This is a genomic window from Flavobacterium sp. CLA17 (genome assembly GCF_013112255.2).
In the GTDB taxonomy this organism is placed as follows: Bacteria; Bacteroidota; Bacteroidia; order Flavobacteriales; family Flavobacteriaceae; genus Flavobacterium; species Flavobacterium circumlabens.
Genome location: NZ_CP068294.1, coordinates 1,114,044 through 1,139,099, shown reverse-complemented (window position 1 = coordinate 1,139,099; position 25,056 = coordinate 1,114,044). Strand labels below are relative to the sequence as shown.

Sequence of the window (25,056 nt, the reverse complement as noted above, 5' to 3'; positions counted from 1 at the left end):
AAATGAAAACGGCCGAAAAAGTAAAAACATATGAATTAAAGGGATTTCGGGAAAAATTTATTGGATCAGAAAACCCTCTACAACAGCTTTTCAAATCGAATTCGGATCATTTTTTTTGCCTGAAACTGGAAGAAATCATGCAGCTTCAGTATCCTGTTCCACCCTCTAAACATGTTTGCCATACCCTGCTCTTTATCACTTCAGGCATACACATTATCAACCTTGGATTTGAGGAGTATAAGACATTACCCTGTGAAATTATTGTGGTTCCGGCCGGCCAGATTTTCTCAATTGAGGATATTAACAGTAATTACCAGGGTTATATCTGTCAGTTACATCCCGATATTCTGATCAGCAAATACGGCAACCGTGAAACGCTCCATGATTTTGATTTCCTGAAAATCTGGGGCAATCCAAAAATTAGCGTTCCTGAAAAAGACTTTCCTTTTATCACCAATTTACTAAATCGTCTCGAAGCTGAATATCTGAAAACAGAAACCGTCAATTTAGACCTCATACAATCTTATCTGATGGCTTTGTTCTGTGAAATGAACATTAACGCCATTAAAACCTCTAAAAATACTGCGGCAGCTCATGTTATTTCTGCGCGGTTCAGGGAACTGATTTACGCAGGTATTAAAACAAACCATCAGGTAAACTACTATGCGGACCAGCTTAATATTACGCCAAACCATTTAAACAAATCTGTAAAATCTACTACCGGTAAGTCTGCTGCCAAATGGATTGAAGAAACCATTTTACTGGAAGCCAAATACCTGCTTTTCCAGACCACACTTTCTATAAGTGAAATTGCCATGCAGGTAGGCCACGAAGATCATTCGTACTTTAGTCGTTTTTTCAAAAAACACGAAGGTATTACACCTATTCAATATCGAAAATTGATTGATAAGTCCTAATTATTGATTACGGAATCCTATCGTACTGGTTGTTATTTATAGAAATTTGCAGGGTAAAAAAAAAGCGAATTATGATTTATGTTTTTAAAACCTCTGTTGATACAAACTCGAAATTAAAGTTAGCCTCCGAATTACTTAACGAATTATTGGCTGATGCTCAATGGAACTTTGATCTTGAGGATTGTGATAACATTCTGAGAATTGACAGTGAAACCGAAATAACAGAATTACTCCTTAAAAACACGGTTTTTGACTGTATCGAATTAGAATAAAATTTACCTGCCTACAATCATTTCTCAGTTTCAACCTCTATTTATGGAAGCCGCCCTGCATCAAAACAAAACCTTTGACACTATTGATTTTTCAGATCAGAAATTATCCGATAATGAATTCATCAGTTGCGAATTTATCAATTGTAACTTTTCGAAAAGTGATTTCAGTTCTATTGATTTTTTAGACTGTACTTTTAAAAATTGCAATCTTTCACTGGCAGTGCTTAAAAATACGGGATTGAAAAACATCAATTTTATTGGTTGCAAACTAATGGGTCTCGATTTTAGCGCCAGTAATAGTTTTTTGTTTTCAATGAATTTCCAGGATTGCATGATTGATTATTCGACTTTCATTTATAAAAAATTAAAGAAGACTTATTTTACGGATTGCTCCCTTAAAGAGGTTGACTTCTCTAATACTGATTTATCGCTGGCCGTTTTTAAAAATTGTGATCTTTCGAATGCGACTTTTGTCGAATGTATTTTAGAGAAAACGGATTTCAGGTCTTCCAGGAATTATGCTTTTGACCCTTCCGGAAATAAAATTAAAAGAACAAAAGTTTCCCATACTGCACTCGCCGGTTTGCTGGAGAAGTTTGATTTGGATATTGAATAAGTTTTCAGTCTCAGTCTCAGTTTACAGTCGTTACTGGAAACTGAGACTGAAAAACTGAGCATTTAATCAATTAACGATTCAAATCCATGCCTTCATAAAATAAAAATCAGACATTTGATTGAAAATTTAACATTTTATCAATATTCGACTTAGCCGATAGATTTGATTATAAAATAAATATCGCTTACATTTGCACCCAAATTGAGAAGAACTTTTTTTTCTTCTTTAGCTTTCAACGGATTGCAAATAATAAAATATGATAGAATTAAAAAATATTACGAAGACCTTTTATAAAACAGGCCGGGAAATTAATGCATTGCAGGATGTTTCACTTCATGTACCTTCAGGAAAAATTTTCGGCGTTATTGGTACTTCAGGGGCCGGAAAAAGTACCTTAATCCGCTGTATTAATTTACTCGAAAAACCAACTTCCGGTGAGGTAATTGTTGGCGGAAAATCACTGCTGCAGTTAAGCAATTCCCAGCTGGCGCAAGAAAGAAGACAAATCGGAATGATTTTTCAGCATTTTAATCTTTTATCCTCAAGAACAGTCTTTGAGAATGTCGCTTTTCCATTAGAATTAGCCGGCGTTTCTAAAAGCGTGATCAGGGAACGCGTACAAGAATTATTGGAACTTGTCGGATTGGCCGAAAAAATCAATGATTACCCTGCCAGTCTTTCCGGAGGGCAGAAACAACGTGTTGCCATTGCAAGAACTTTAGCGAATAATCCGAAAGTGCTTTTGTGTGATGAAGCTACCAGCGCACTGGATCCCGGAACTACAAGGTCGATTTTAAATCTGTTGAAAGACATCAACAAACGTCTTAATATTACGATACTTTTGATCACCCACCAAATGGAAGTCGTTAAGGCAATTTGTGACGAGGTTGCTGTAATAAGTAACGGAAAACTAATAGAACAGGGAACTGTAGGTGAAATATTTGCCAATCCGCAGCATGAACTGACACGCGAGTTTATCGCCTCTTCCTTACACATTGATATCCCGGATGTGTATAAGGAACGTCTAGAGTCAGTTTACAAAGAAGGCTTACATCCTCTTTTACGATTAGAACTGAACGGAAAATCAGTAAACGAGCCTATTCTGACTCAGGCTGCTATTCAGTTTGGTGTGAATGCCAACATTATTACCGCTCAGACGGCATATGCCGGCGAGACCAATTTCGGAATTCTGATCGTCGAATTGTCCGGCAATGAAACGCAGCAAAAAGAAGCAATTCAATTTTTTAAAGAAAAACACGTAAAAACAGAAATATTAGGCTATGTCTGAATCTATTATAACATTACTAGTACAAGGAACATTAGAAACAATTGTAATGACATTCCTGGCCGGATTTTTCGGTTTTTTATTAGGTCTTCCATCGGGAATTTTATTATTCCTTACCCGAAAAGGCCAGATCTTGGAACATGTGGTATTCAATCGTATTCTTTCGATCATCATCAACATTTTCAGATCGATTCCCTTTATCATTTTAATTGTCTGGATGATTCCTTTTACCAGAGCTTTGGTCGGAACTTCTATTGGTGTTAGTGCTGCATTAGTGCCCTTAAGCATTGGAGCGGCTCCTTTTATTGCTAGACTGGTAGAAAACAGTTTACTCAGCCTGCCTTCAGGATTGATTGAAGCAGCAAGAGCCCTGGGCGCAACACCTTTACAAATTGTATACAAAGTTCTATTGCCGGAAGCTCTTCCGTCCCTTATTAATGCCGCATCGATTACACTGATCACACTTGTAGGGTATTCTGCAATGGGTGGTGCTGTAGGTGCCGGCGGACTGGGGCAAATTGGTTATCAATATGGTTATATTGGTTACGATGCAGCAATTATGAATACCGTTCTGATTTTGCTCGTTACTCTTGTATTTATCATACAATTTGCAGGCGACAGACTTTCTAAATATTTTGATCACAGATAAAAAAACACAGCTTTAATTTTAAAATAAAAACATGAATACAAGATATAAATTTTCGATACTGACAGGAATTTTAGTGCTAACGCTTTTGCTGGCCAACTGTGGAAAAGACAAGAAAAACGACCCCAATTATATAAAAGTGGGAGTAGCAGCCGGACCTGAATTTGCTGTAGCACAGGCCGCTCAAAAAATAGCCAAAGAAAAATACGGCTTAGAAGTGGAGTTAATTACATTCAATGATTATGTAGTTCCGAACGAAGCCTTAAATCAGGGTGATATTGATGCCAATGCTTTCCAGCACAAACCTTATCTCGATGCACAGTCACAACAAAGGGGATACAAACTGGCGATTATCGGAAAGACTTTCATTTATCCGATTGCAGCTTATTCCAGAAAAATAAAAACGCTGGCCGAATTAAAACCGGAAAGTACAATCGTAATTCCAAATGATCCTACAAACGGAGGACGTTCCCTATTACTGCTTCAAAAAAATGGCATTCTGAAACTGAGAGACAATGTTGGCCTTTTACCAAAAGTAACAGACATCACCGAAAACCCGAAGAATATAAAAATATTAGAATTGGAAGCCCCGCAAATTCCAAGAACATTAGACGATCAGAATGTAACGATAGCCATTATCAATAACACTTTCTCATCTCAGGCCGGACTTGTACCTTCCAGGGATGCTTTATTTGTGGAAGATAAAGATTCTCCTTATGTCAATTTGGTGGTTTCAAGAGAAGACAATAAAAATGACCCGAAAGTATTGAAATTCCTAAAAGCATTTCAATCTGAAGAAGTTGCCAAAGCAGCAGAAAAAGAATTTAAAGGCGGCGCAGTAAAAGGCTGGTAAAACCTTAATTCACTTTTAACCGACATCAAAAAAATGGCTGACAAAACGAATTGTCAGCCATTTTTTATGAAACCAAATTTTGAATTATCTGGAAAAGAGGATTACTTCTTCCTTTTTTAAAATCAGGCCTTGGAAGAAAATTAAACAGTTTCCACCGTCTGTAAATCCGGAGCCGTACTTCTTCTTTGAATCAGGACAAGAGTAATAATCATCCCTACAATCGACATTCCAACCCCGATAAGATTCGGAGAAGCATAACTATATCCTGCGATAAGCGGCAAACCGCCAAGAAAAGCACCTAATGCATTTCCGATATTAAAGCTTCCCTGCAATGAAGCTGAAGCAATCATCTCTGCACCCTTCGCAGTACGAATCATAAGCATTTGAATAGGCGCAATAACAGAGAATGAAATCGCTCCTGTTAAAAACGTAAAGACCAAAGAAGCATATTGATTGTACGAGAAAAAGTAAACCAAAACCAAATCGATCGACATGACAAACAACAAAGCTAAGGTAGTCGGTGCAGGAGAAAATTTATCCGCCAGTTTACCGCCTAAAAAATTCCCTACCACCATTCCGAAACCGGCCAGGATTAAAATATACGAAACATCTTCGGGAGAAAATTTAGAAACATTAATCAACAGCGGCGCGATATAACTGATCCAGGCAAACAATCCGCCAAAACCAATTGAGGTGATTCCGATAATGAGCCACGCATCCATTTTCTGGAAAAATTTTAATTGCGTTCTCATATTTACCTTTTGGTTGTTTTCCAGATTGGGCATCCATAAATAGATAAACAAAAAGGTAAGCAAGCCAACAATGGCAATCAATATGAAGGTATAACGCCAGATAAAATGGTGCCCGATATAAGTTCCAATCGGTACACCAATCAGATTAGCCAGTGTTAAACCTGAGAACATGATAGCGATCGCCTGCGCTTCTTTTCCTTTGTCCGCCAAACGGCTAGCAACAACCGCTCCCACTCCAAAGAAAGCGCCGTGTGGCAGTCCGGAGAGAAACCTCGAAGCGAATAAAAAATTATAGTTGGGAGCAATGATCGACAGCGCATTAAAAACCGTTAGCATCAAAGCTAAAATTAAAAGCATTTTTTTCGGAGCAAAATTTCTACCCAGAATTACTAACAGGGGTGCTCCTATGACAACTCCAAGTGCGTAGGCCGAAATTAAATATCCGGCAACGGGAATCGTAACTTTCATATCTGAAGCAATATCAGGCAACAGGCCCATCATAACAAATTCGGTAATCCCGATCGTTAAACCACCCAATGACAGCGCAATAAGACTTTTTTTCATTTTTTTTTACAAGAAAGGAATAGATTTTCTATGATGCAAATTTAAGCCCCTTCTACAAAAAAATAGTTGTACATTTACGACATAAACTTGTATATTTAAGCTATGACTAAATTAAATCAATTTGAAACGCTTTTAATAAATGAATTTGAAGACGAGAAATTCCATCTTCCGATGCATACCCATACCTATTATGAAATCATTTATATAAAAAAAGGAAACGGAATTCATCATTTAAATAATAATCTGTTGCCTTATAAAACAGGCGATTTATTTGTGATTTCTCCAGATGACGAGCATTATTTTGACATAAAGAAAAGCACGCGTTTTTTTTATATCAAATTTACCGACAATTATTTCAATTCCAAACAAAACCTGACCTGTGATGAATTTTTAGTTCATACCCCCGAAAGTTTCATGCGGGATAAAACACTAAAAGAAACTGTTTTAAAATTGGATGATCCGTGTAAAACGATTTTAAGAAATACAATTGAAAACATTTCTGCCTACAATTGCAAAACCGATATTTCGAATTCGCCCATTGTATTTTACCAGATCCTGTCCATTTTTGGATTAATAAAAGAAACAATGCGTGGCCTGAATCTGGTCGTAAAAGGAAATTCTATTGACAATGAGCAGATTACTTCTTACATCCATCAGAATATTTATCAGCCGAAACTGGTTCAGATTAAAGTAATTGCCGATCATTTTAATATTGCCCAGACTTATTTCAGTGCCTATTTCAAAAGGACTTTTGCAATTAGTTACCGCGATTACATTCATAATCTGAGAACAACCCTGATCGAAAAACGTTTTCAGAACAATCAATTGCCCGTCAAACAAATTGCGTACGAATTCGGTTTTACCGATGAAAGCCATTTGTCTAATTATTTCAAGAAAAGAAAGAATATGAAACCTACCGATTTTAAGAAGCTTTAGTTATTGAAATCTTAAAAGAGCGCAGACCTGAATATTTTTATCTAAATTTGTAACATCAAACACATTTTCGTTGACTAAAAAAGCCTTCATATTATTTCTCATGCTCACCATTGGTTTCTTCCTGATTCCGGTTTCCGGTTTTGCATGTGAAAATCACACAGGCAAAAACGCTCCCAAAAGAGAAATTAGCGCTAACGAAAAAGAGAAAGACTGCTGTAAAAAAGACTGTTGCAGTAAAGCCGCTTCTCCAAAAAAAGAAAAACACGACTGCGACGGAAAATGCAGCCATACGAATTGCACAACTTCCTCTTTACAATTCAGCATCCCGGCTTTAAACGACTTTAACCTTGAGAACAGCCTTTTCAATTTTTCAATAGAAAAACCTGTATCCTATTACAATGAGGCCAGCATATCTGATGGTTTTACTTCTATCTGGTTACGCCCTAAAATACAATAATTCAATTTGTGACAGCCCTAAATGGGTTTTCACGGTATTATTTATCCCTAACATTTCACGCAAAGACATGAAGCGTAATGCTTATTTTCTTTGCCATTTGGAGGAACAGTAACAGTGACTAAAAAATTAATTTAAAGGAAAACTTAAAATCCTTTTTCAAAAACATACAAAAATGAAAAACGCAATAACAGCTGTTTTGGCAGCAATTACAATGGTACTATCCGTAAACACCATTTCAGCAAAAGAAATAAAATCTCAAATCACAACAGAAGACGTTCAGGACTCTAAACTGAAACCTGTTTTTGATGAGTATTTTGCCATGAAAGACGCGCTAATCAAAAGTGACGCAAAAACAACTTCGGCAAAAGCCAAAGAACTTTTAACAGCAATTGGTGCCGTAAAAATGGATCAGTTAAAAACCGAAGAACACAACGTCTGGATGAAAGTCATGAAAAAAATGACTGCTGATGCTAAGGCAATTGCATCAAATCAGGATCTTAAAAAACAAAGAGAAACTTTTAAATCCTTATCTAAAAGCACGTACGAACTGATTAAGGCTTCAAATCCTGCACAAACGGTTTACTATCAATATTGTCCAATGGCAGATGCCAACTGGTTAAGCAAAGAAAAAGCAGTTAAAAATCCGTATTACGGTGCTTCAATGCTGACGTGCGGAAATGTCGTAGAAACGATCAAATAAATGATGACGCTCTATATCAAGAACATGGTATGCAGCAGATGTAAAATGGTAGTGAAGTCTGAGTTTGAAAAGCTCGGACTTCACACTATTTCTGTTGAACTGGGTGAAGTTGAATTGCAGGAGGAAATCACAGAAAATCAAAAAAGAGATTTACTCCAAAGCCTGCATTCTCTAGGCTTTGACTTGCTTGATGACAAAAAAAGCAAAACAATCGAGAAAATAAAAAACCTGATTATCGATTTGGTTCATCATAAAAACAATGAACTGAAAATCAATTTGTCTGATTATTTGTCTGAAAACCTTCATCAGGATTATAACACGCTGAGTAATTTATTTTCTGAAACAGAAAATACCACTATCGAAAAATATTTCATTAGTCAGAAAATAGAAAAGGTAAAAGAATTATTGATTTATAATGAACTTTCGTTAAGTGAAATTGCCGACATCCTAAACTATAGTAATGTGGCACATCTGAGCAATCAGTTCAAAAAAATCACCGGTTTTACACCCACTTATTTTAAGCAGCTGAAAGACAAAAAACGCATTCAGATCGAGAATTTGTAATTTTTTTTTACCGCAAAGAACGCAAAGCTTTGTGAACGTTGCGTTTTTAAAAAACACGACAGATACAAAACCTTGCGACCCTTGCGGTTATTATTTTTTTGTAAATATTACAAATCATTCACAAAATTATACAACACGAAGCCAATCCTGCTTCGGAAATTTGCATTGTACTATTTAAAGATAAAACAATGACACATACCTATCAAATTACCGGAATGACCTGCACGAGCTGTGCCGATAAAGTAAAAAAAGCACTCCAATCGGCAGAGCATGTAACGGCGGTTGAAGTTTCCAAAGAAAATAACAGTGCCACTGTGACCATGAGCAAACATGTTGGCCTGAATGAATTACAACATGTTCTGGACAGTAAATATCAAATTTCAGCAATCCATCATAATGAAATGGCAGAAGAAACAAAATCCTGGCTGGAAACCTACAAACCAATTCTACTGATCTTCTTTTACATCAGTCTGATTACCGGCCTGATTCAGCTTACCAATTCTCATTTTGATTTTATGCAGGCAATGCGTCATTTCATGGCGGGATTCTTTTTGGTTTTTTCATTTTTTAAAATGCTGAACTTAAAAGGTTTTGCCGAGAGTTATAAAATGTACGATGTGCTGGCGAAAAAAATCCCGGTCTGGGGATATGTTTATGCTTTTCTCGAACTGGGTTTAGGGATTTCGTATGTAATCAATTTTAATCCGGTGCTGACCAATGCCCTGACCTTTATCGTTATGAGTATTAGCATCATTGGTGTCCTGCAATCTGTCCTGAACAAAAAGAAAATTCAATGTGCCTGTTTAGGAGACGTTTTTAATTTACCAATGAGCACCGTGACCATTATAGAAGATGGTCTAATGATCATCATGAGTTTAATAATGCTGATAACAATGTTATAATATGGATTATAAAAAAATATTTTTCTCATCACTATTTCTCCTTTTTAGCATACAAATCATGCTTTCACAAAAGGTGGTACGTTATGACTTATACGTACGGGATACGATTGTCAATTTTTCAGGCAAGGAAAAACATGCTTTTGCAGTAAACGGACAAATTCCAATGCCCACTCTTACTTTTACGGAAGGAGATGTTGCAGAAATTTATGTCCATAACGAATTAAAAGAAAGCACTTCGCTGCATTGGCATGGTTTATTTTTACCCAATAAAGAAGACGGTGTTCCGTATCTGACCCAAATGCCGATTGCGCCCAAGACCACACATAAATACAGTTTTCCTATTATTCAAAACGGGACCTACTGGTACCACAGCCATTCCGGTCTTCAGGAACAAGTAGGTTTGTACGGACTTTTCATCATCAATAAAAAGAAAGACGATCCGACTTTCAGAAAAGGCATTGATGACCTGCCAACCGTTCCTGTTATTTTGAGCGAATGGACGGACTTAAAACCCGAAAACGTGCAACGAATGCTGCACAATGCCAACGATTGGTTTGCGATAAAAAAAGGAACAACGCAAAGTTATGCCGAAGCCCTGAAACAAGGCTATTTTTCAACCAAAGTCACCAACGAATGGAAACGAATGAATGCCATGGATGTGAGCGATGTCTATTATGAGAAGTTTTTAATCAATGGAAAAAATCAGGAGCAGCTTTCACAATTTAAGCCCGGAGCAAAAGTCAGGCTCAGAATTGCAAACGGCGGTGCTTCCAGTTATTTCTGGCTAACTTACGGAGGCGGAAAAATAACCGTTGTAGCCAGTGACGGGAACGATGTTGAACCTGTAGCAGTAGATCGCCTTATTATTGCGGTTTCTGAAACATATGATATTATTGTTACCATTCCGGAAGATAAAAAATCCTTTGCTTTTTTGGCTACAGCCGAAGACAGAACGGGATCGGCATCTTTATTTCTGGGAGACGGAATTCAACAGCCTGTTGTACCTCTTTCGAAACTAAAATATTTCGAAGGAATGAAAATGATGAACGGCATGATGAAAATGAACGGCGAAATGAATGACATGGGCATGCAAATGTCCCTGAATAAAATGGATATGAATGCCGTAATGTATCCTGAAATTACAGGAGAAGATGAAAGTTCAAAACCGATGAATACTTCCGAACACACAGAAGGCATGCAAATGGATAATGACAGCACTGAAACTGCTGAAATAGTAACCTTAAATTATGCAATGCTGAAATCACCCACCAAAACCAATCTCCCGAAAGATGCTCCCGTTAAGGAATTGCGTTTTGAATTGTCCGGAAATATGAATCGCTATGTGTGGAGTCTGGATAATAAAGTGATTTCTGAAACCGATAAAATCTTAATCAAAAAAGGAGAAAATGTACGCATTGTATTGTACAACGGATCGATGATGCGGCACCCCATGCATTTACACGGACACGATTTCAGAATCCTGAACGAGCAGGGCGATTATGCGCCGCTGAAAAATGTAATTGACATTATGCCGATGGAAACCGATACAATCGAATTTCAGGCCAATGCAGATGGGGACTGGTTTTTTCACTGCCACATTTTGTACCACATGATGGCAGGAATGGGACGTATTTTCAGTTATGAAAATTCAGCACCGAATCCGCTGATTCGTGATCCGAAAATGGCTTATAAAATGCTAAAAATGGACGACAGAATGTTTCATTTTATGGCAGAAAATGATTTCGCTACAAACGGAAATGACGGTGAAGCAATGTTCAGCAGCACCCGCTGGAGCATCGGAACCGAATGGAGACTGGGCTACAACGATAGTCATGGTTACGAAACAGAGACACACGTTGGGCGCTACATTGGAAAAAATCAATGGCTGATGCCTTTTATCGGTTTTGACTGGCGTTACAGAAAAATGGGAATGGACGAACAGGAACAAAATCTTTTCGGCCAGTCTAATACCAAAGACAATCGTTCTGTTTTTAGCGCGGGTCTTGAATATACGTTACCAATGCTTATAAAAGCTCAGGTAGAGGTTTATACCGATGGAAATGTACGTTTTCAACTGGAACGAAAAGACATTCCACTTTCGAAACGTTTACGTATGAACTTAATGTGGAATACCGATAAAGAATATATGGCCGGCCTGAAATATATCGTGGCGAGAAACTTCGGAATTACAACGCATTATGACAGCGATATGGGAATTGGATTTGGAGTCAATCTGAATTATTAGCCGTTAGATTTTAAACTGTTCTTATTGTATTTTCATAAAAAAACATCCGTTCGTAGTCTAGTATGAACAGATGTTTTTTTATGAAAATGGGTGCCCTTAAAGTTTAATTACAATTTTACCCACTGTTCTTCCGGTCTCTAATTGCAAATGTGCTTTGTCCATTTCATCAAATGAAAATATTTGTGACACATGCGATTTGATACTTCCTTTTTGCATTAAATCAGCAACAGCCTTCATATCGGCACCGGAAGATTCAACCAGAATAGCAAATAAATCCACATTCTTGTTTTTGGCTTTTTCTGCATATTCCGGAGCAATTGCACCTAAAATATAAATGATTTTTCCGCCTGGTTTTACCACATCGACCGAACGATTGTTGATTGCATCTGAAATTGAATTTAAAACCAAATCCACATCAGAAACTTCCTTTTCAAAATCTGTTTTGGTATAATCAATATGCTGATCAGCTCCGTTTTGCAAAACAAACTCTTTATTTTTCTCAGAGGAAGTTCCGATTACATGCGCTTTAAAGTGTCTGGCAATTTGTGTGGCATAATGCCCTACTCCGCCCGATGCGCCATGAATTAAAACTTTATCCCCTTCTTTTATTTTTCCGTTCGTAACCAGAGCCTGCCAGGCTGTAAGCAAAGCAAGTGTTCCAGCTGCCGCTTCTTCATGCGAAATACTTTCCGGTTTTAAAGCCAAATGCGAAGCCGGAACCGCAACATATTCTGCATAAGCTTTTCCTTTTCCGGGAAAGTTTACCATTCCGAATACTTCATCGTTTAGTTTAAAATCCGTCACCTCTTTCCCGGCTTCCACTATGGTCCCGGACAAATCCCAGCCTAAAATAACCGGACGTTCGTCTTCAAAAAAACGTTTGATCCCACCTTCAGAAGACCTTGTTTTGTAATCAACCGGATTGATACTCAAGACACTTACTTTTACTAAAACTTCATCAGCTTTAATTTCCGGTTTCGGAATATCTACATATTTAAAGTTGGATACTGGTCCCGCTTCATTCAATATAATTGCTTTCATCATAATTTATTTTAAAATTAAAGTACAAAAGTATAATATCAGTATCTTTGTCACAAGTATGCACTTTTTTGTACTCTACGTACCAAAAGTATACTATTATTGATTATCAATGATTTAAAAATTAAAAAAATGGCAAAAAATAATTATACAGACGGTTGTACAGATGTAGTTTGCTCCGTTGACTACGCTTTTAAGAGAATTGGCGGTAAATACAAAGGAAGAATTTTATGGAATTTGAGTAATAAAAATATCCTACGTTACGGCGAATTACGAAAAACTCTTGTGGATGTAACGCCCAAAATGCTGACCCAGACTTTAAGAGAACTCGAAGAGGATGAATTGGTCTCCAGAAAAGTGTACCATGAAGTGCCGCCAAAAGTAGAATATTCTTTAACCGACATTGGCATGGAACTGATTCCGTTTATCAATCATTTGAAAGAATGGGGAGATAAGCAGCGTTTGAAAGAGACGATGGTGGCAAAAACAAATTAACAAGGTTTGGGGATACCTGATTGTTTGCATATTTACAAAAACATTAACAACTTAATTATTCTTACAAATCCCAATTCGCGTTATATTTGATGAATCAAAATTGAATCATCAACACCAAAAAACAAAAAAATGACAAAAGTAATTACCTTTCTGACTGTGGCTTTATTTTCAATTGGCATAGTAGCGCAGGAAACTAAACCAGCAGCAAAAAAAGAAAAAGCTAAAAAAGAATCTTGCTGCACAAAAACAGATGCAGTAAAAAAAGACAAAAAAACGTGTTGCGTTAAAAAATAAGATGGCATTTATTCCATAAAAAAAGACCTCAACTATTTGAGGTCTTTTTTTATGCGTATTTTTTTTGCCACGAATTTCACGAATTTTCACAAATTCAAAATGCTGATGCATTTTGTAAAAAATAATTAGTGGAAATTCGTGAAATTCGTGGCAAAAAAAACTATTTAATACGAACGCTCCATTCAAAATCCATTTCTGAAACCTGAATTCCTTTTTCATCTGTTCCAATCGATTTCATCCAGAAGGTTTGTCCCTCGCCTGTTGCAATTGTCTTTTCAATGGCTTCGGCAATTAAATGCCCATCATTACAAACAAATGTAATTCTGCCTGTTGCTTTTTTAGTAAAGTTTCCTTTATTATTGGCCACCAGCATGGAAATTTTTTTTCCGCTTTCCTGGATTTGAGAAATAACCAAAGCTCCCGTTGTTAATTCGGCGGCCATTGCCTGAACAGCGAAATACATCGAATTAAAAGGATTCTGGTTGATCCAACGGTGTTTTACACTTACGATACAACTGTCCTTATCGATCGCTTTTACACGAACGCCACAAATATACGCCGATGGTAATTTGAATAATACAAATTTGTTGAGTTTGGAAACTGAAACTGCCATGTGATTTATTTTTTATGTAAAAATACAAAAAAACTATGCACGCACAATAAATTGTTTTTACTTTCCTAAAAGGGTAATAAAACAAGGTATTGACACTGATTTTCAGTCTTTTTTATTTCCCAATTCAATTTTGAATTTGTTAAAAATTTGTTAATATTTGGTACTATGCAAAACAAGATACTGTCTTTTAACCATATATTTGCATAAGAAAATACTATATGCTTTTAATCATGGAAACAACAACACCACTCATCATGGAAACAACATCAGAAAAGAACACTGCAACATTCACACATTTAAGTACATTAAGCCAGTACATCATTCCTTTTGGAAATTATATTTTTCCAATTTTAATCTGGACGAGTTACAAAGACAAATCAGAATTTGTAAATCACCACGGAAAACAGACCTTGAATTTTCAATTAAGTCTATTGCTTTATACTTTGGTTCTGGCTTTAATTGCGATTCCGATTTTCATAATCGTATTTCTTCAAAACCTGCCAATGGAAGCTGTTTTTAATGACGAAGATTTCGTAATCAGAAATTTTAATTTTGAGGGAAACATTGGATTAATCAGTATTGGAGCAACGGCCGTTTTACTTTTCGGATTATTAAAAGTAGTTGAATTCTTTTTAGTGATTTACGCTTCTATAAAAACATCAAACGGAGAATATTACAAGTATCCTATGACGATTCCTTTTATAAAGTAATTTCAAAAGATTAAAAGTTATACGATATACGAACTCATTCCAAAAGAATAAATTCGAAATCAATCATCAATCAATCATCATCAATCAAAAAACGAATTGTTCAATCTAAAAAAAACAAAATGAAATTATGAACATTGAAAACACAAAAGCACAGATGCGCAAAGGTGTTCTTGAGTTTTGCATCTTATCCGTACTAAAAGAAAAAGATGCATACACATCAGAAATATTAGACACTTTAAAAAACGCCAAATTACTAGTGGTTGAGGGAACGGTTTACCCTCTTTTAACCAGGCTGAAAAACGACGGTTTGCTCAATTATCGCTGGGAAGAATCAACTTCAGGACCACCACGGAAATATTATGGGTTAACCGAAATAGGACAAACATTTTTAAACGAACTTAGCGGAACCTGGACAGAATTGTCTGACGCCGTAAAACTAATCACCAATCAAAATCAATAATCATGAACAAAACAGTAAATATAAACTTAGGAGGTATGTCTTTTCACATTGATGAAGACGCATATTTGAAACTAACTCGTTATTTTGACGCTATAAAACGATCATTAAACAATTCGTCTGGTCAGGATGAAATTATTAAAGATATCGAAATGCGTTTTTCTGAACTATTAACAGAAAAACAAAAAAGCGAAAAACATGTTGTGGGATTGAAAGACATTGACGAGGTGATTGCTGTTATGGGACAGCCGGAAGATTACATCATTGAAGACGAAGGAAAATCAAGCCAGTCTTTTAATGATTACAGTAACAGAAAGCATAAAAAATTATACCGTGATAAAGAAAAAGGTATGGTTGGCGGTGTTGCAACCGGTTTAGGACATTATTTCGGAGTTGACGCTGTCTGGATAAAAATCATTTTCCTAATATTTGTTTTCGCAGGTTTCGGAACTGGAATTTTAGCTTATTTCGTACTTTGGGTTGTAACTCCGGAAGCGGTTACAACCTCTGAAAAACTGGAAATGACGGGTGAGCCGGTGACTATTTCGAACATTGAAAAAAAAGTACGCGAGGAAATCGAATCGTTGTCTGATAAATTTAAAAATGCAGATTATGACGCAATGGGAAACCAGGTAAAGTCGGGAGCTGAGAGAATAAGTAGTTCATTTGGAGACTTTATAATGACGGTTTTTAAAATCTTCGCAAAGTTTTTAGGCGTAATCCTGATCATGTCCGGAATTAGTGTTCTGATCATGTTATTGATTGGTGTGTTTACTCTGGGAACCAATGTTTTTGTTGATTTTCCTTGGCAGAATTTTGTAGAAGCAGGAAACTTTACAGATTATCCGATCTGGTCATTTGGTTTGTTAATGTTCTTTGCTGTTGGAATTCCGTTCTTCTTTTTGACCCTTTTAGGTTTCAAATTGCTATCTCCAAACTTAAAATCTATCGGGAATATTACCAAATATACTTTGTTAGCGATCTGGATTATAGCAGTTGCCATTGCCATCAGCATCGGAATCAAACAAGCTACGGAAATCTCCTACGACAATAAAACGGTAGAGAAAAAAGCAATCAATATCAGTCCAAAAGATACTTTGTTCATCAAATTCAAATACAATGATTATTACGCAAAAGATTTGAATCATTACAGAGAATTTGAATTCGTACAAGATTCGGCCAACCACCAATTATTATATTCAAATGACGTTCGTTTGCACGTTTTACATACGGATGAAGCTGCTCCTTTTCTTCAAATAGAAAAAAGTGCCAGAGGAAATTCGTTTATTTCTGCCAAACAAAGAGCAGAAAAAATCAATTATAAGTTTCAAATCACAGGAAATCATTTAATTTTGGATAATTATTTTCTTACAGATGTAAAAAACAAATTCAGAGGTCAGGAAGTAGATGTGTTTTTATACCTTCCGGAAGGGCAATTATTCAAACCGGACGCTTCTGTACAAGATTATGATGATTCAGAAGATGATTTCTTTAACCTGCACTTTAGTGGTAATTACAACTATAAAGTAGAAGGTTCAAAAATCAAATGCCTGAATTGCCCATCAGAAGAAAATGACTATGATGATGTTGAAGAAGAAACTACTGCTGATAATGATACCATAAATGAAGTTTCGGTTAAAATTAACGGAAAAGAAGTTTTAAACGGGAAAAAAACCAAAGGAAAGCTAACCACTGACAAAAACGGAGTTATAATCAAAATTAACTAAGCCATGATAAAAATAATCATTCATATTACAAAATTCGTCGTTGCGACCATTACCGCTTTATTGTTTGCTTCTTGTAACTTTAATGGAAACTCCATTGAAGGAAGCGGAAATGTTACAACTGAAAAAAGAATCGTTCAGGGAGATTTTACAAAAATATCCGTAAGCAACGCGATCGATTTAGTAATCGAACAAGCCGATGCAACTGAAATTGTTGTGGAAGCGGATGACAACTTACAGAAAGAAATCACTACTAAAGTTGAAAACGGAACTTTAATCATTAAATGTAAATACAGTTCTTTTAGAGATGTTACCAAGAAAAAAGTAACTGTAAAAATGCCTAAAATTGACAGGATAGAAGCTTCAAGCGCTTCTTCTGTAGTAAGCACAGGCATTATTGAAGGGATGGATATTGATTTGGAAACTTCAAGTGCAGCGACTATGGATGTGAAGCTGGAATCTGACAATATTACGGTTGATACCGGCAGCGGAAGTTCGGTGAGAGTGGAAGGAAAAGCTCTGAAAATCTCAACTTCGGCCTCAAGCGGATCTACTATCAATGCACAGAAATTATTGGCAAATGATGTTACGGCAGAAGCTTCAAGCGGAGCCAATGTAAGTGTTCATCCAATTGTAAGCCTGAAAGCTCAGGCCAACAGCGGAGGAAGCATCAATTACGACAATACGCCGAAAACAATTGAGAAAACTTCGAATTCGGGAGGAAGTATCAGCCAGGGGTAAAGAATATTTATCTGTTAAATATAAAAAAATCATTCATCGAAAGTGGATGATTTTTTTATATTTGTGAAAATCAAATCCAGCATTAATGAAAAAAAACACAGCCCTACTCCTATTATTATTGGTTACCACATTCACTTTTGCCCAAAAGAGAGAAAAAATAAAAGGATCTAAAATCGTTACCACTTCTATAAAAGAAGTCGGGGAATTTGATGGTATTGAAGCCGACGATAATTTAGAAGTTTATTTAGAAAGAGGAGAAAAAAACGAAATCAAAATCGAGGCAGACGACAATCTTCACGATATTATCGGAATGGATCTAAGAGACCGTACACTTCGTTTGTATACGTCAAAAGAAAGTTCCATTTTTAAAAAATTGATTGTCCGTGTGACCTATACAAAATCACTGAAGAGTGTTATTGCTAAAAATGAAGCTGCTATTTACGCCATTCAGGAACTTCAGCTGGACGACATTACCTTTAACAGCTTTGATTATTCAAAATTATTCCTGAATGTAAATTCGAAAAAATTCTCCCTGATAGCTGATGACAAATCAAAAGCGGAATTAAACGTAAAAGCAGAGGATGCCAATTTACAATTAAGTAAAAACGCTTCTGTCAAAACATTGGTTTCTGCGATAAAATTCAAATGTGATTTGTATCAGAAAGCAGTGGCTACTATTGAAGGTATTGCTGAAAAAGCAACCATTCGCCTGGATAACAATTCTGTTTTTACCGGAACAAAATTCACTTTAAAAGAATCGAATGTTACTGTTGAAAATTATGCAACGGCGAGTATTTTAGCAGAAACCTCTATTTCGATAGCCGTTGGAGACAAAGCAGAACTTTCTCTTTTTGGAAATCCAACGATACAGCTTACCCGTTTTTCTGAAGAAGCTAAACTGATTAAGAAGATAAAGTAGAATTTAGTATTCAGTCGCAGTTTGCAGTCACAGTTTGTAGTCGCAGTCACAGTTTTCAGTTTTTAGTCTGAAACTTTATAAATTTAAAAAAGCAAAAAGTCCCAATAGTAAAACTGATTGGGACTTTTTTTATTTTATTGTCTTGTCCAAATTCCAACAAACTGAAAATGAGACTGCAAACTGAGACTGAATACTTAAAACTTACTCTTTAGCTGCCAAATATCTTTCAGCATCCAGTGCAGCCATACAACCTGTACCTGCAGCCGTAATCGCCTGACGGTATACATGATCTGCAGCATCACCGGCTACAAAAACACCTGCAATATTGGTATTAGAAGTTCCCGGAGTATTGATGATATAACCGGTTTCATCTAAATTTAGGTAATCTTTAAAAATATCGGTATTTGGTTTATGCCCAATAGCTACGAAAAATCCGGTTGCAGGAATTTCAACAACTTCAGCAGTAGTTTTGTTCAAAGCTTTTATCGCATGTACCACATTTCCGTCTCCTAATACTTCAACAGTATCGTGATTCAGTAAAATTTCGATGTTTTCGGTTTTGCGGACACGGTCTTCCATAATTTTAGAAGCCCTGAATTTTTCACTTCTTACCAACATCGTTACTTTTTTACAAAGTTTAGATAAGTAATGCGCCTCTTCACAAGCAGAATCACCAGCTCCAACAATTACCACTTCCTGATTGCGGTAGAAAAATCCGTCACAAACAGCGCAGGCAGAAACTCCTCCACCCATTTGTAAATAATGTTGTTCTGATGGTAATCCTAAATATTTAGCTGAAGCACCTGTAGAAATAATAACCGTTTCACAATGTAATTCGATTGAATCGTTAATCCATACTTTATGAATATCTCCTGAAAAATCAACTTTAGTAGCCCAGCCATCACGAATATCAGAGCCGAAACGTTTGGCTTGTTCCTGCAGCTGAATCATCATTTCAGGTCCTGTAACTCCATCAACATAACCCGGGAAATTCTCCACTTCATTTGTTGTAGTCAACTGACCACCCGGCTGCATTCCCTGGTATAAAACTGGATTCATATTAGCTCTGGCAGCATAAATAGCAGCGGTATATCCCGCAGGACCAGAACCTATAATTAGGCATTTAATTTTTTCGATAGTATCTGACATAATAGAATTGTGTTAAATTGATGGTGCAAAAGTAAGTTTTTATTGTTGGATTTCAGAAGCCTGATAATCAGTTTTTGCTATTCTAAAATAGAGAATCTAAAATAGATATAAAATAAAAAAATCCTTTCTGCAGATACAGAAAGGATTTTAGTCGGGGTGGCAGGATTCGAACCTGCGGCCTCCTGCTCCCAAAGCAGGCGCGATAACCGGGCTACGCTACACCCCGTAAGCGGGTGCAAATATATAACTATTTTTTGCTTATCCAAAACAAATTGAGAAATAAGAACTATTTTTAATTTCATAACCGGAATTTGAAAAATCCCGCAAAAACCTCCCAATTTCTTTTTATTAAAAATAAAATTTCATTTATGACACTTTTTAAGGTCAAACTAACCATTATCTACCTGACTTTTCATAGCTGTTTTCTTTGAAAAACAAAAAACACATCCAATCAAACACCCACCAAACAGCGGTTAACCTAAGTTTCTTAAATGTTAACAAAATAGATTTTCAAAAACCATAAATAATTGTATTTTTACGGTTCAAAATTCAGAAAATAAATGGGCAAAATCATTGCGATTGCTAATCAAAAAGGAGGCGTTGGAAAAACTACAACATCGGTAAATCTTGCGGCCTCATTGGGTGTTTTAGAAAAAAAAGTATTATTGATTGATGCTGATCCTCAGGCCAATGCGACATCTGGTCTTGGGATTGATGTAGAATCAGTTGAGATTGGTACCTACCAAATACTTGAACACAGCCACACCCCTAAAGAAACGATTATAAAATGTTCAGCTGTAAATGTTGATGTGATACCTGCTCACATTGACCTTGTTGCCATCGAAATCGAATTGGTTGATAAAGAAAACAGAGAATACATGCTTAAAAAAGCATTGGAAAGTGTGAAAGATGATTATGATTTTATCATTATCGACTGCGCACCTTCATTAGGTTTGTTAACCTTGAATGCTTTAACAGCGGCTGATTCTGTAGTTATTCCGATTCAGTGTGAATATTTCGCACTTGAAGGATTAGGAAAATTACTGAACACCATAAAAAGTATTCAAAAAATACATAACCCTGATCTTGATATTGAAGGATTGTTATTAACAATGTATGATTCAAGATTACGTTTATCCAATCAGGTGGTTGAAGAAGTTCAAAAACACTTTAACGATATGGTTTTTGATACCGTTATTCAACGAAATGTAAAATTAAGCGAGGCTCCAAGTTTTGGAGAAAGTATCATTAATTATGACGCAACCAGCAAAGGAGCAGTTAATTACATTAATTTAGCTCAGGAAATTATAAAGAAAAACAGTAAATAGTTTTTATGACAAAAGCAATTAAAAAACAAGCCTTAGGAAGAGGATTATCAGCATTATTAAAAGATCCGGAAAACGACATTACCTCAGTAGAAGACAAAAATGCTGACAAGGTTGTTGGAAATATCATAGAGCTTGAAATAAGTGCTATCGAAATAAATCCGTTTCAGCCTAGAAGCAATTTTAATGAAGAATCATTACGTGAACTAGCCACTTCTATTAAAGAACTTGGTGTGATTCAGCCTATTACTGTTCGAAAATTAGACTTCAACAAATATCAGCTAATTTCCGGAGAGCGTCGTTTACGTGCCTCAACATTGGTAGGTTTAACGACGGTTCCTGCCTACATCCGTATTGCCAATGACAACGAATCGCTGGTTATGGCTTTGGTGGAAAACATCCAGCGTCATGACTTAGATCCGATTGAAATCGCACTTTCATACCAGCGTCTGATTGATGAAATTCAATTGACCCAGGAACAAATGAGCGAGCGTGTGGGTAAAAAACGTTCTACCATTGCCAATTATTTGCGTCTTTTAAAATTAGACCCTATTATTCAGACTGGTATTCGTGATGGTTTTATCAGCATGGGTCACGGCAGGGCAATCATTAATATTGAAGATTTAGATGTTCAGACAGATATTTACCAGAAAATAGTAAGTCAGAATTTATCCGTTCGTGAGACAGAAGCTTTGGTAAAAAATTATCATGAAGGCGAGAAACCAAAAGCGGAAGGAAAAGCAAAATCAGAATCTTCTTTTGAAATTGAAGAAGTTAAGAAAAGCACCTTCAACGAATATTTTGGTGCGAAAGTTGATATAAAAGTCGCTGGCAACGGTAAAGGAAAAATTACAATTCCTTTTAATTCTGAAGCCGACTTTAACAGAATTATAAAATTAATAAACGGGTAGTGAATAAAATTGTCCCCATAAGTCTATTGTTCTTTCTTATAGGAACCGTTTCTCTTTTCGCCCAGGCAAAAGAAGAGACGGTTTTAGTCGCTAAAGACACTACTAAGTTAGAAGAAATAGATCCGCTTACACCAGCAAAAGCAGCATTTTACTCTGCCATTTTACCTGGTCTTGGTCAGGCTTACAATAAAAAATACTGGAAAATTCCATTAGTTTACGGAGCTATTGGAACCAGTTTATACTTTTACCTCGATAACAATAAAAAATACAATAATTATCGCGATGCCTACAAAAAAAGACTGGAAGGCCTTCCTGATGATTATGCTTTTTTAGATGACAGCAGGCTTATTGCCGGTCAGAAATTCTACCAGAGAAACAGGGATTTATCTGCTCTGTTCGTTGTAGGTTTTTATGTCTTAAACATTATCGACGCCAATGTTGACGCGGCTTTAATTCAATTCAACGTAAACGAAAGACTATCACTGCGTCCGGAAATTTACCCTGATGACATGACATTCAGACCCAATGTCGGACTAACTTTTAATTATCACTTTTAATTAGATTGACTTTCTGGTTAAAATTCAAAAAATATACAAATGAAAATTGCGCTTTTAGGATACGGAAAAATGGGTAAGGTAATTGAAAGAATTGCTTTAGAAAGAGGCCATGAAATTGTTTTAAAGAAAGACGAATTTAACAGCTATGACGGACTTTCGACTGCTGATGTCGCTATCGATTTTAGTGTTCCTACCGCTGCCGTAGCCAATATTTCAAATAGTTTTCATGCCAATGTTCCCGTAGTATCAGGCACAACCGGCTGGCTGGAACATTATGATGAAATGATAGCGCTTTGCAACGAAAAACAAGGCGGCTTTATTTCCAGTTCCAATTTTAGTTTAGGCGTGAATATTTTCTTTGAACTGAATGAATATCTGGCCAAAATCATGTCTCAATTCGATTCCTATAAAGTGACGATGGAAGAAATTCATCATACACAGAAATTAGATGCCCCAAGCGGAACGGCGATTTCATTAGCCAAAGGTGTTATTGAAAACAGCAATTATGCCAATTGGACATTAGAAGACGCAAAAACGAATGAAATTCATATAGAAGCCAAAAGAATTGGAGACGTTCCCGGAACTCATACCGTGACTTACGACTCAATTGTTGACAATATCGAACTAAAACATACGGCTCACAACCGTGAAGGTTTTGCTCTTGGAGCCGTTATAGCAGCGGAATGGCTGGCGGGTAAAAAGGGAATCTATAACATGAAAGATGTTTTAAATTTAAAATAAAATAATTTAAGGTTTAAGGCAAAAGCTCCACATTCAATACCTTAATCCGAACATTTAAACAAAATATTATGACACTATATCTTTGGTTTGTTTTTTTCCTGGCAGTACAGATTATCCATTTCTTAGGAACATGGAAATTATATCAGGCAGCAGGAAGAAAAAGTTGGGAAGCTGCAATTCCAGTATACAATTCAATTGTTTTAATGAAAATTATTGGCCGACCAACCTGGTGGACATTATTACTTTTCATTCCAATTATCAATCTGATTATGTTTCCGGTTGTTTGGGTGGAAACCTTAAGAACTTTTGGAAAAAAATCTTCTTTGGATACTTTTTTAGGCATTTTTACTTTCGGATTTTACATCTATTATGTGAACTACACCCAGAAATTAGAATATAACGCTAACCGAAAATTAACTCCTGAAAACAAAACTGCTGATACCGTAAGCTCTTTGCTTTTTGCTATAATTGTAGCAACATTAGTTCACACTTATCTGGTACAGCCGTATACAATTCCATCTTCATCGTTGGAAAAATCATTATTAATTGGTGACTTCCTTTTTGTAAGTAAAGTAAATTATGGTCCGAGAGTCCCTATGACTACTGTGGCACTGCCTATGGTTCATGACACTATTCCTTTTGCAAAAATAAAATCGTATTTAAGCTGGCCTCAGTTACCTTATTTAAGGCTTCCTGCTCTGCAAAAAATTAAAAACAATGATATTGTTGTATTTAACTGGCCCAGAGATACTGCTTACAATATGTACATTCCAGCTGATAAGTTTTATTACAAACCAATTGATAAAAAAACCAATTACGTAAAACGCTGCGTTGGAATTCCAGGTGACTCTTTACAAATTAAGGATGGTATTGTTTTTATAAATGGCAAAGAACTTATATTTCCTGAAAGAGCAAAACCACAATACTCTTACTCTGTAGGTTATGATGGCAAAACACCGATTGATTTTGAAACATTATTAAGAGAATTAGATATTACCGATGGTGCTGGTTTTACAGGTAAAAACAGAGACACTCTGTTTTTTAGAGCATTAACCCAGGCAAGTGTTGACCGACTAAAAAATGTTCCCGGAATTACAGGTGTAAAAAGGCAAATCACTAAAGGTCCTGAAGATGGTATTTTCCCTGATTATCAGGATGGAAAACCATCTACTTCCAATAATTGGAGCTGCGATAACATGGGGCCTATATATATTCCGAAAGAAGGAGCAACAGTGGCTTTGACACGTAAAACGTTGCCGCTTTACAAAGAAATAATCTCGAATTACGAAGGAAATAAATTGCAGGTAAACGGGTCAGAAATTTTAATTAACGGAAAACCTGCCACTACCTATACATTCAAACAAGATTACTATTGGATGATGGGAGACAATCGCCATAATTCATTGGATGCGAGGTATTTTGGTTACACACCTGAAGATCATATCGTAGGAAAACCTGTCTTCATCTGGTTGAGCTGGGACAGCAACGGAAAAGGAATCAATAAAGTTCGCTGGAGCCGAGTATTCACAACTGTTGACGGTGAAGGACAGCCCCAATCTTACTTTAAGTACTTCTTAATTTTGCTTGCCCTTTATTTCGTTGGAGAATTCTTCTGGAGAAAAAGAAAAGAAAATAAAGCATAAAAAACGTTAATTCGTTGAACTGGCAAATCG

At 36.3% G+C, this 25,056-nt stretch carries 28 protein-coding genes and 1 tRNA gene; 24 read left to right on the top strand and 5 right to left on the bottom strand.

Annotation, left to right across the window (positions count from 1 at the left end):
* Positions 1-2: 2 nt before the first annotated feature.
* From HAV12_RS05000 to metQ, 6 genes are all read left to right on the top strand, one after another.
* Positions 3-917, top strand: a complete 915-nt coding sequence (locus tag HAV12_RS05000) for an AraC family transcriptional regulator (protein WP_240345235.1) — start codon at positions 3-5, stop codon at positions 915-917.
* A gap of 71 nt (positions 918-988) precedes the next feature.
* Positions 989-1,189, top strand: a complete 201-nt coding sequence (locus HAV12_RS04995; RefSeq protein ID WP_205423351.1) for a hypothetical protein — start codon at positions 989-991, stop codon at positions 1,187-1,189.
* 43 nt (positions 1,190-1,232) lie between these two features.
* Positions 1,233-1,805, top strand: coding sequence for a pentapeptide repeat-containing protein (locus tag HAV12_RS04990; RefSeq protein ID WP_171568734.1), 573 nt, complete (start codon positions 1,233-1,235; stop codon positions 1,803-1,805).
* Positions 1,806-2,061: 256 nt separating this feature from the next.
* A complete protein-coding gene (metN, locus tag HAV12_RS04985) occupies positions 2,062-3,093 on the top strand; it encodes a methionine ABC transporter ATP-binding protein MetN (protein ID WP_171568733.1) in 1,032 nt (343 codons plus the stop codon).
* Entirely contained in the window at positions 3,086-3,739 is a 654-nt protein-coding gene (gene metI / locus HAV12_RS04980) for a methionine ABC transporter permease MetI (protein WP_132036518.1), read from the top strand. The genes metN and metI overlap by 8 nt, the downstream gene beginning before the upstream one ends.
* A gap of 31 nt (positions 3,740-3,770) precedes the next feature.
* The gene (gene metQ / locus HAV12_RS04975; RefSeq protein ID WP_171568732.1) at positions 3,771-4,589 is read left to right on the top strand and encodes a methionine ABC transporter substrate-binding lipoprotein MetQ; all 819 of its coding nucleotides are present in this window, start codon (positions 3,771-3,773) and stop codon (positions 4,587-4,589) included.
* Between the two features lie 140 nt (positions 4,590-4,729).
* On the opposite strand, the gene HAV12_RS04970 is transcribed toward metQ, so the two are convergent.
* The gene (locus HAV12_RS04970) at positions 4,730-5,905 is read right to left on the bottom strand and encodes an MFS transporter (protein ID WP_171568731.1); all 1,176 of its coding nucleotides are present in this window, start codon (positions 5,903-5,905) and stop codon (positions 4,730-4,732) included.
* A 102-nt stretch (positions 5,906-6,007) separates the two neighbouring features.
* On the opposite strand from HAV12_RS04970, the gene HAV12_RS04965 reads away from it, so the two are divergent.
* From HAV12_RS04965 to HAV12_RS04940, 6 genes are all read left to right on the top strand, one after another.
* Positions 6,008-6,841: an AraC family transcriptional regulator gene (locus HAV12_RS04965; RefSeq protein ID WP_171568730.1), complete on the top strand. Its 834-nt coding sequence runs from the start codon at positions 6,008-6,010 to the stop codon at positions 6,839-6,841.
* Positions 6,842-6,911: 70 nt separating this feature from the next.
* Positions 6,912-7,298: a hypothetical protein gene (locus HAV12_RS04960; protein WP_171568729.1), complete on the top strand. Its 387-nt coding sequence runs from the start codon at positions 6,912-6,914 to the stop codon at positions 7,296-7,298.
* 172 nt (positions 7,299-7,470) lie between these two features.
* Positions 7,471-7,998 carry a DUF3347 domain-containing protein gene (locus HAV12_RS04955; protein ID WP_171568728.1) on the top strand — a complete coding sequence of 176 codons (528 nt, stop codon included), beginning with the start codon at positions 7,471-7,473 and terminating at the stop codon, positions 7,996-7,998.
* 3 nt (positions 7,999-8,001) lie between these two features.
* The gene (locus HAV12_RS04950; protein WP_132036513.1) at positions 8,002-8,562 is read left to right on the top strand and encodes an AraC family transcriptional regulator; all 561 of its coding nucleotides are present in this window, start codon (positions 8,002-8,004) and stop codon (positions 8,560-8,562) included.
* Positions 8,563-8,750: 188 nt separating this feature from the next.
* Entirely contained in the window at positions 8,751-9,464 is a 714-nt protein-coding gene (locus tag HAV12_RS04945; RefSeq protein ID WP_171568727.1) for a heavy-metal-associated domain-containing protein, read from the top strand.
* Positions 9,465-9,522: 58 nt separating this feature from the next.
* Positions 9,523-11,709 (top strand): multicopper oxidase domain-containing protein, encoded by a 2,187-nt coding sequence (locus HAV12_RS04940; protein ID WP_171568726.1) that lies wholly within the window; start codon positions 9,523-9,525, stop codon positions 11,707-11,709.
* Between the two features lie 96 nt (positions 11,710-11,805).
* Here HAV12_RS04940 and HAV12_RS04935 read toward each other — a convergent pair whose 3' ends face one another.
* A complete protein-coding gene (locus HAV12_RS04935; RefSeq protein ID WP_171571628.1) occupies positions 11,806-12,750 on the bottom strand; it encodes an NADP-dependent oxidoreductase in 945 nt (314 codons plus the stop codon).
* Positions 12,751-12,879: 129 nt separating this feature from the next.
* Here HAV12_RS04935 and HAV12_RS04930 point away from each other — a divergent pair, with 129 nt between their 5' ends.
* Together HAV12_RS04930 and HAV12_RS04925 are read left to right on the top strand one after the other, a co-directional pair.
* The gene (locus HAV12_RS04930; RefSeq protein ID WP_171568725.1) at positions 12,880-13,242 is read left to right on the top strand and encodes a helix-turn-helix domain-containing protein; all 363 of its coding nucleotides are present in this window, start codon (positions 12,880-12,882) and stop codon (positions 13,240-13,242) included.
* 129 nt (positions 13,243-13,371) lie between these two features.
* Positions 13,372-13,536 carry a hypothetical protein gene (locus HAV12_RS04925; RefSeq protein ID WP_164502532.1) on the top strand — a complete coding sequence of 55 codons (165 nt, stop codon included), beginning with the start codon at positions 13,372-13,374 and terminating at the stop codon, positions 13,534-13,536.
* 160 nt (positions 13,537-13,696) lie between these two features.
* On the opposite strand, the gene HAV12_RS04920 is transcribed toward HAV12_RS04925, so the two are convergent.
* Positions 13,697-14,149 carry a DUF4442 domain-containing protein gene (locus HAV12_RS04920; protein ID WP_132036508.1) on the bottom strand — a complete coding sequence of 151 codons (453 nt, stop codon included), beginning with the start codon at positions 14,147-14,149 and terminating at the stop codon, positions 13,697-13,699.
* Between the two features lie 230 nt (positions 14,150-14,379).
* Between HAV12_RS04920 and HAV12_RS04915 the strand changes: the two genes are divergently transcribed.
* The 5 genes from HAV12_RS04915 (at position 14,380) to HAV12_RS04895 (ending at position 18,700) form a co-directional block, all read left to right on the top strand.
* Positions 14,380-14,859, top strand: a complete 480-nt coding sequence (locus tag HAV12_RS04915) for a DUF4870 domain-containing protein (RefSeq protein ID WP_240345234.1) — start codon at positions 14,380-14,382, stop codon at positions 14,857-14,859.
* Between the two features lie 127 nt (positions 14,860-14,986).
* Entirely contained in the window at positions 14,987-15,319 is a 333-nt protein-coding gene (locus tag HAV12_RS04910; protein WP_017498072.1) for a PadR family transcriptional regulator, read from the top strand.
* 2 nt (positions 15,320-15,321) lie between these two features.
* Positions 15,322-17,043 (top strand): PspC domain-containing protein, encoded by a 1,722-nt coding sequence (locus HAV12_RS04905; protein ID WP_171568724.1) that lies wholly within the window; start codon positions 15,322-15,324, stop codon positions 17,041-17,043.
* Positions 17,044-17,046: 3 nt separating this feature from the next.
* Positions 17,047-17,781: a head GIN domain-containing protein gene (locus tag HAV12_RS04900; RefSeq protein ID WP_171568723.1), complete on the top strand. Its 735-nt coding sequence runs from the start codon at positions 17,047-17,049 to the stop codon at positions 17,779-17,781.
* Positions 17,782-17,866: 85 nt separating this feature from the next.
* Entirely contained in the window at positions 17,867-18,700 is an 834-nt protein-coding gene (locus HAV12_RS04895; protein WP_171568722.1) for a GIN domain-containing protein, read from the top strand.
* Between the two features lie 201 nt (positions 18,701-18,901).
* Here the strand turns inward: HAV12_RS04895 and trxB are convergent, their stop codons facing one another.
* Entirely contained in the window at positions 18,902-19,849 is a 948-nt protein-coding gene (gene trxB, locus HAV12_RS04890) for a thioredoxin-disulfide reductase (protein ID WP_132036504.1), read from the bottom strand.
* A gap of 151 nt (positions 19,850-20,000) precedes the next feature.
* Positions 20,001-20,075, bottom strand: a tRNA-Pro gene (locus tag HAV12_RS04885).
* A 334-nt stretch (positions 20,076-20,409) separates the two neighbouring features.
* Between HAV12_RS04885 and HAV12_RS04880 the strand changes: the two genes are divergently transcribed.
* The 5 genes from HAV12_RS04880 to lepB all read left to right on the top strand — a co-directional run bounded on the left by HAV12_RS04880 (position 20,410) and on the right by lepB (position 25,026).
* On the top strand, positions 20,410-21,177 hold the full coding sequence (locus HAV12_RS04880; RefSeq protein WP_132036503.1) for a ParA family protein: 768 nt from the start codon (positions 20,410-20,412) through the stop codon (positions 21,175-21,177).
* Positions 21,178-21,182: 5 nt separating this feature from the next.
* The gene (locus HAV12_RS04875; protein ID WP_132036502.1) at positions 21,183-22,085 is read left to right on the top strand and encodes a ParB/RepB/Spo0J family partition protein; all 903 of its coding nucleotides are present in this window, start codon (positions 21,183-21,185) and stop codon (positions 22,083-22,085) included.
* Positions 22,085-22,642 carry a DUF5683 domain-containing protein gene (locus HAV12_RS04870; RefSeq protein ID WP_132036501.1) on the top strand — a complete coding sequence of 186 codons (558 nt, stop codon included), beginning with the start codon at positions 22,085-22,087 and terminating at the stop codon, positions 22,640-22,642. Before HAV12_RS04875 ends, HAV12_RS04870 begins: the two co-directional genes overlap by 1 nt.
* Before the next feature lie 39 nt (positions 22,643-22,681).
* On the top strand, positions 22,682-23,383 hold the full coding sequence (gene dapB / locus HAV12_RS04865; RefSeq protein WP_132036500.1) for a 4-hydroxy-tetrahydrodipicolinate reductase: 702 nt from the start codon (positions 22,682-22,684) through the stop codon (positions 23,381-23,383).
* 68 nt (positions 23,384-23,451) lie between these two features.
* The gene (lepB, locus tag HAV12_RS04860; protein ID WP_171568721.1) at positions 23,452-25,026 is read left to right on the top strand and encodes a signal peptidase I; all 1,575 of its coding nucleotides are present in this window, start codon (positions 23,452-23,454) and stop codon (positions 25,024-25,026) included.
* The last annotated feature ends 30 nt before the right edge of the window (positions 25,027-25,056 follow it).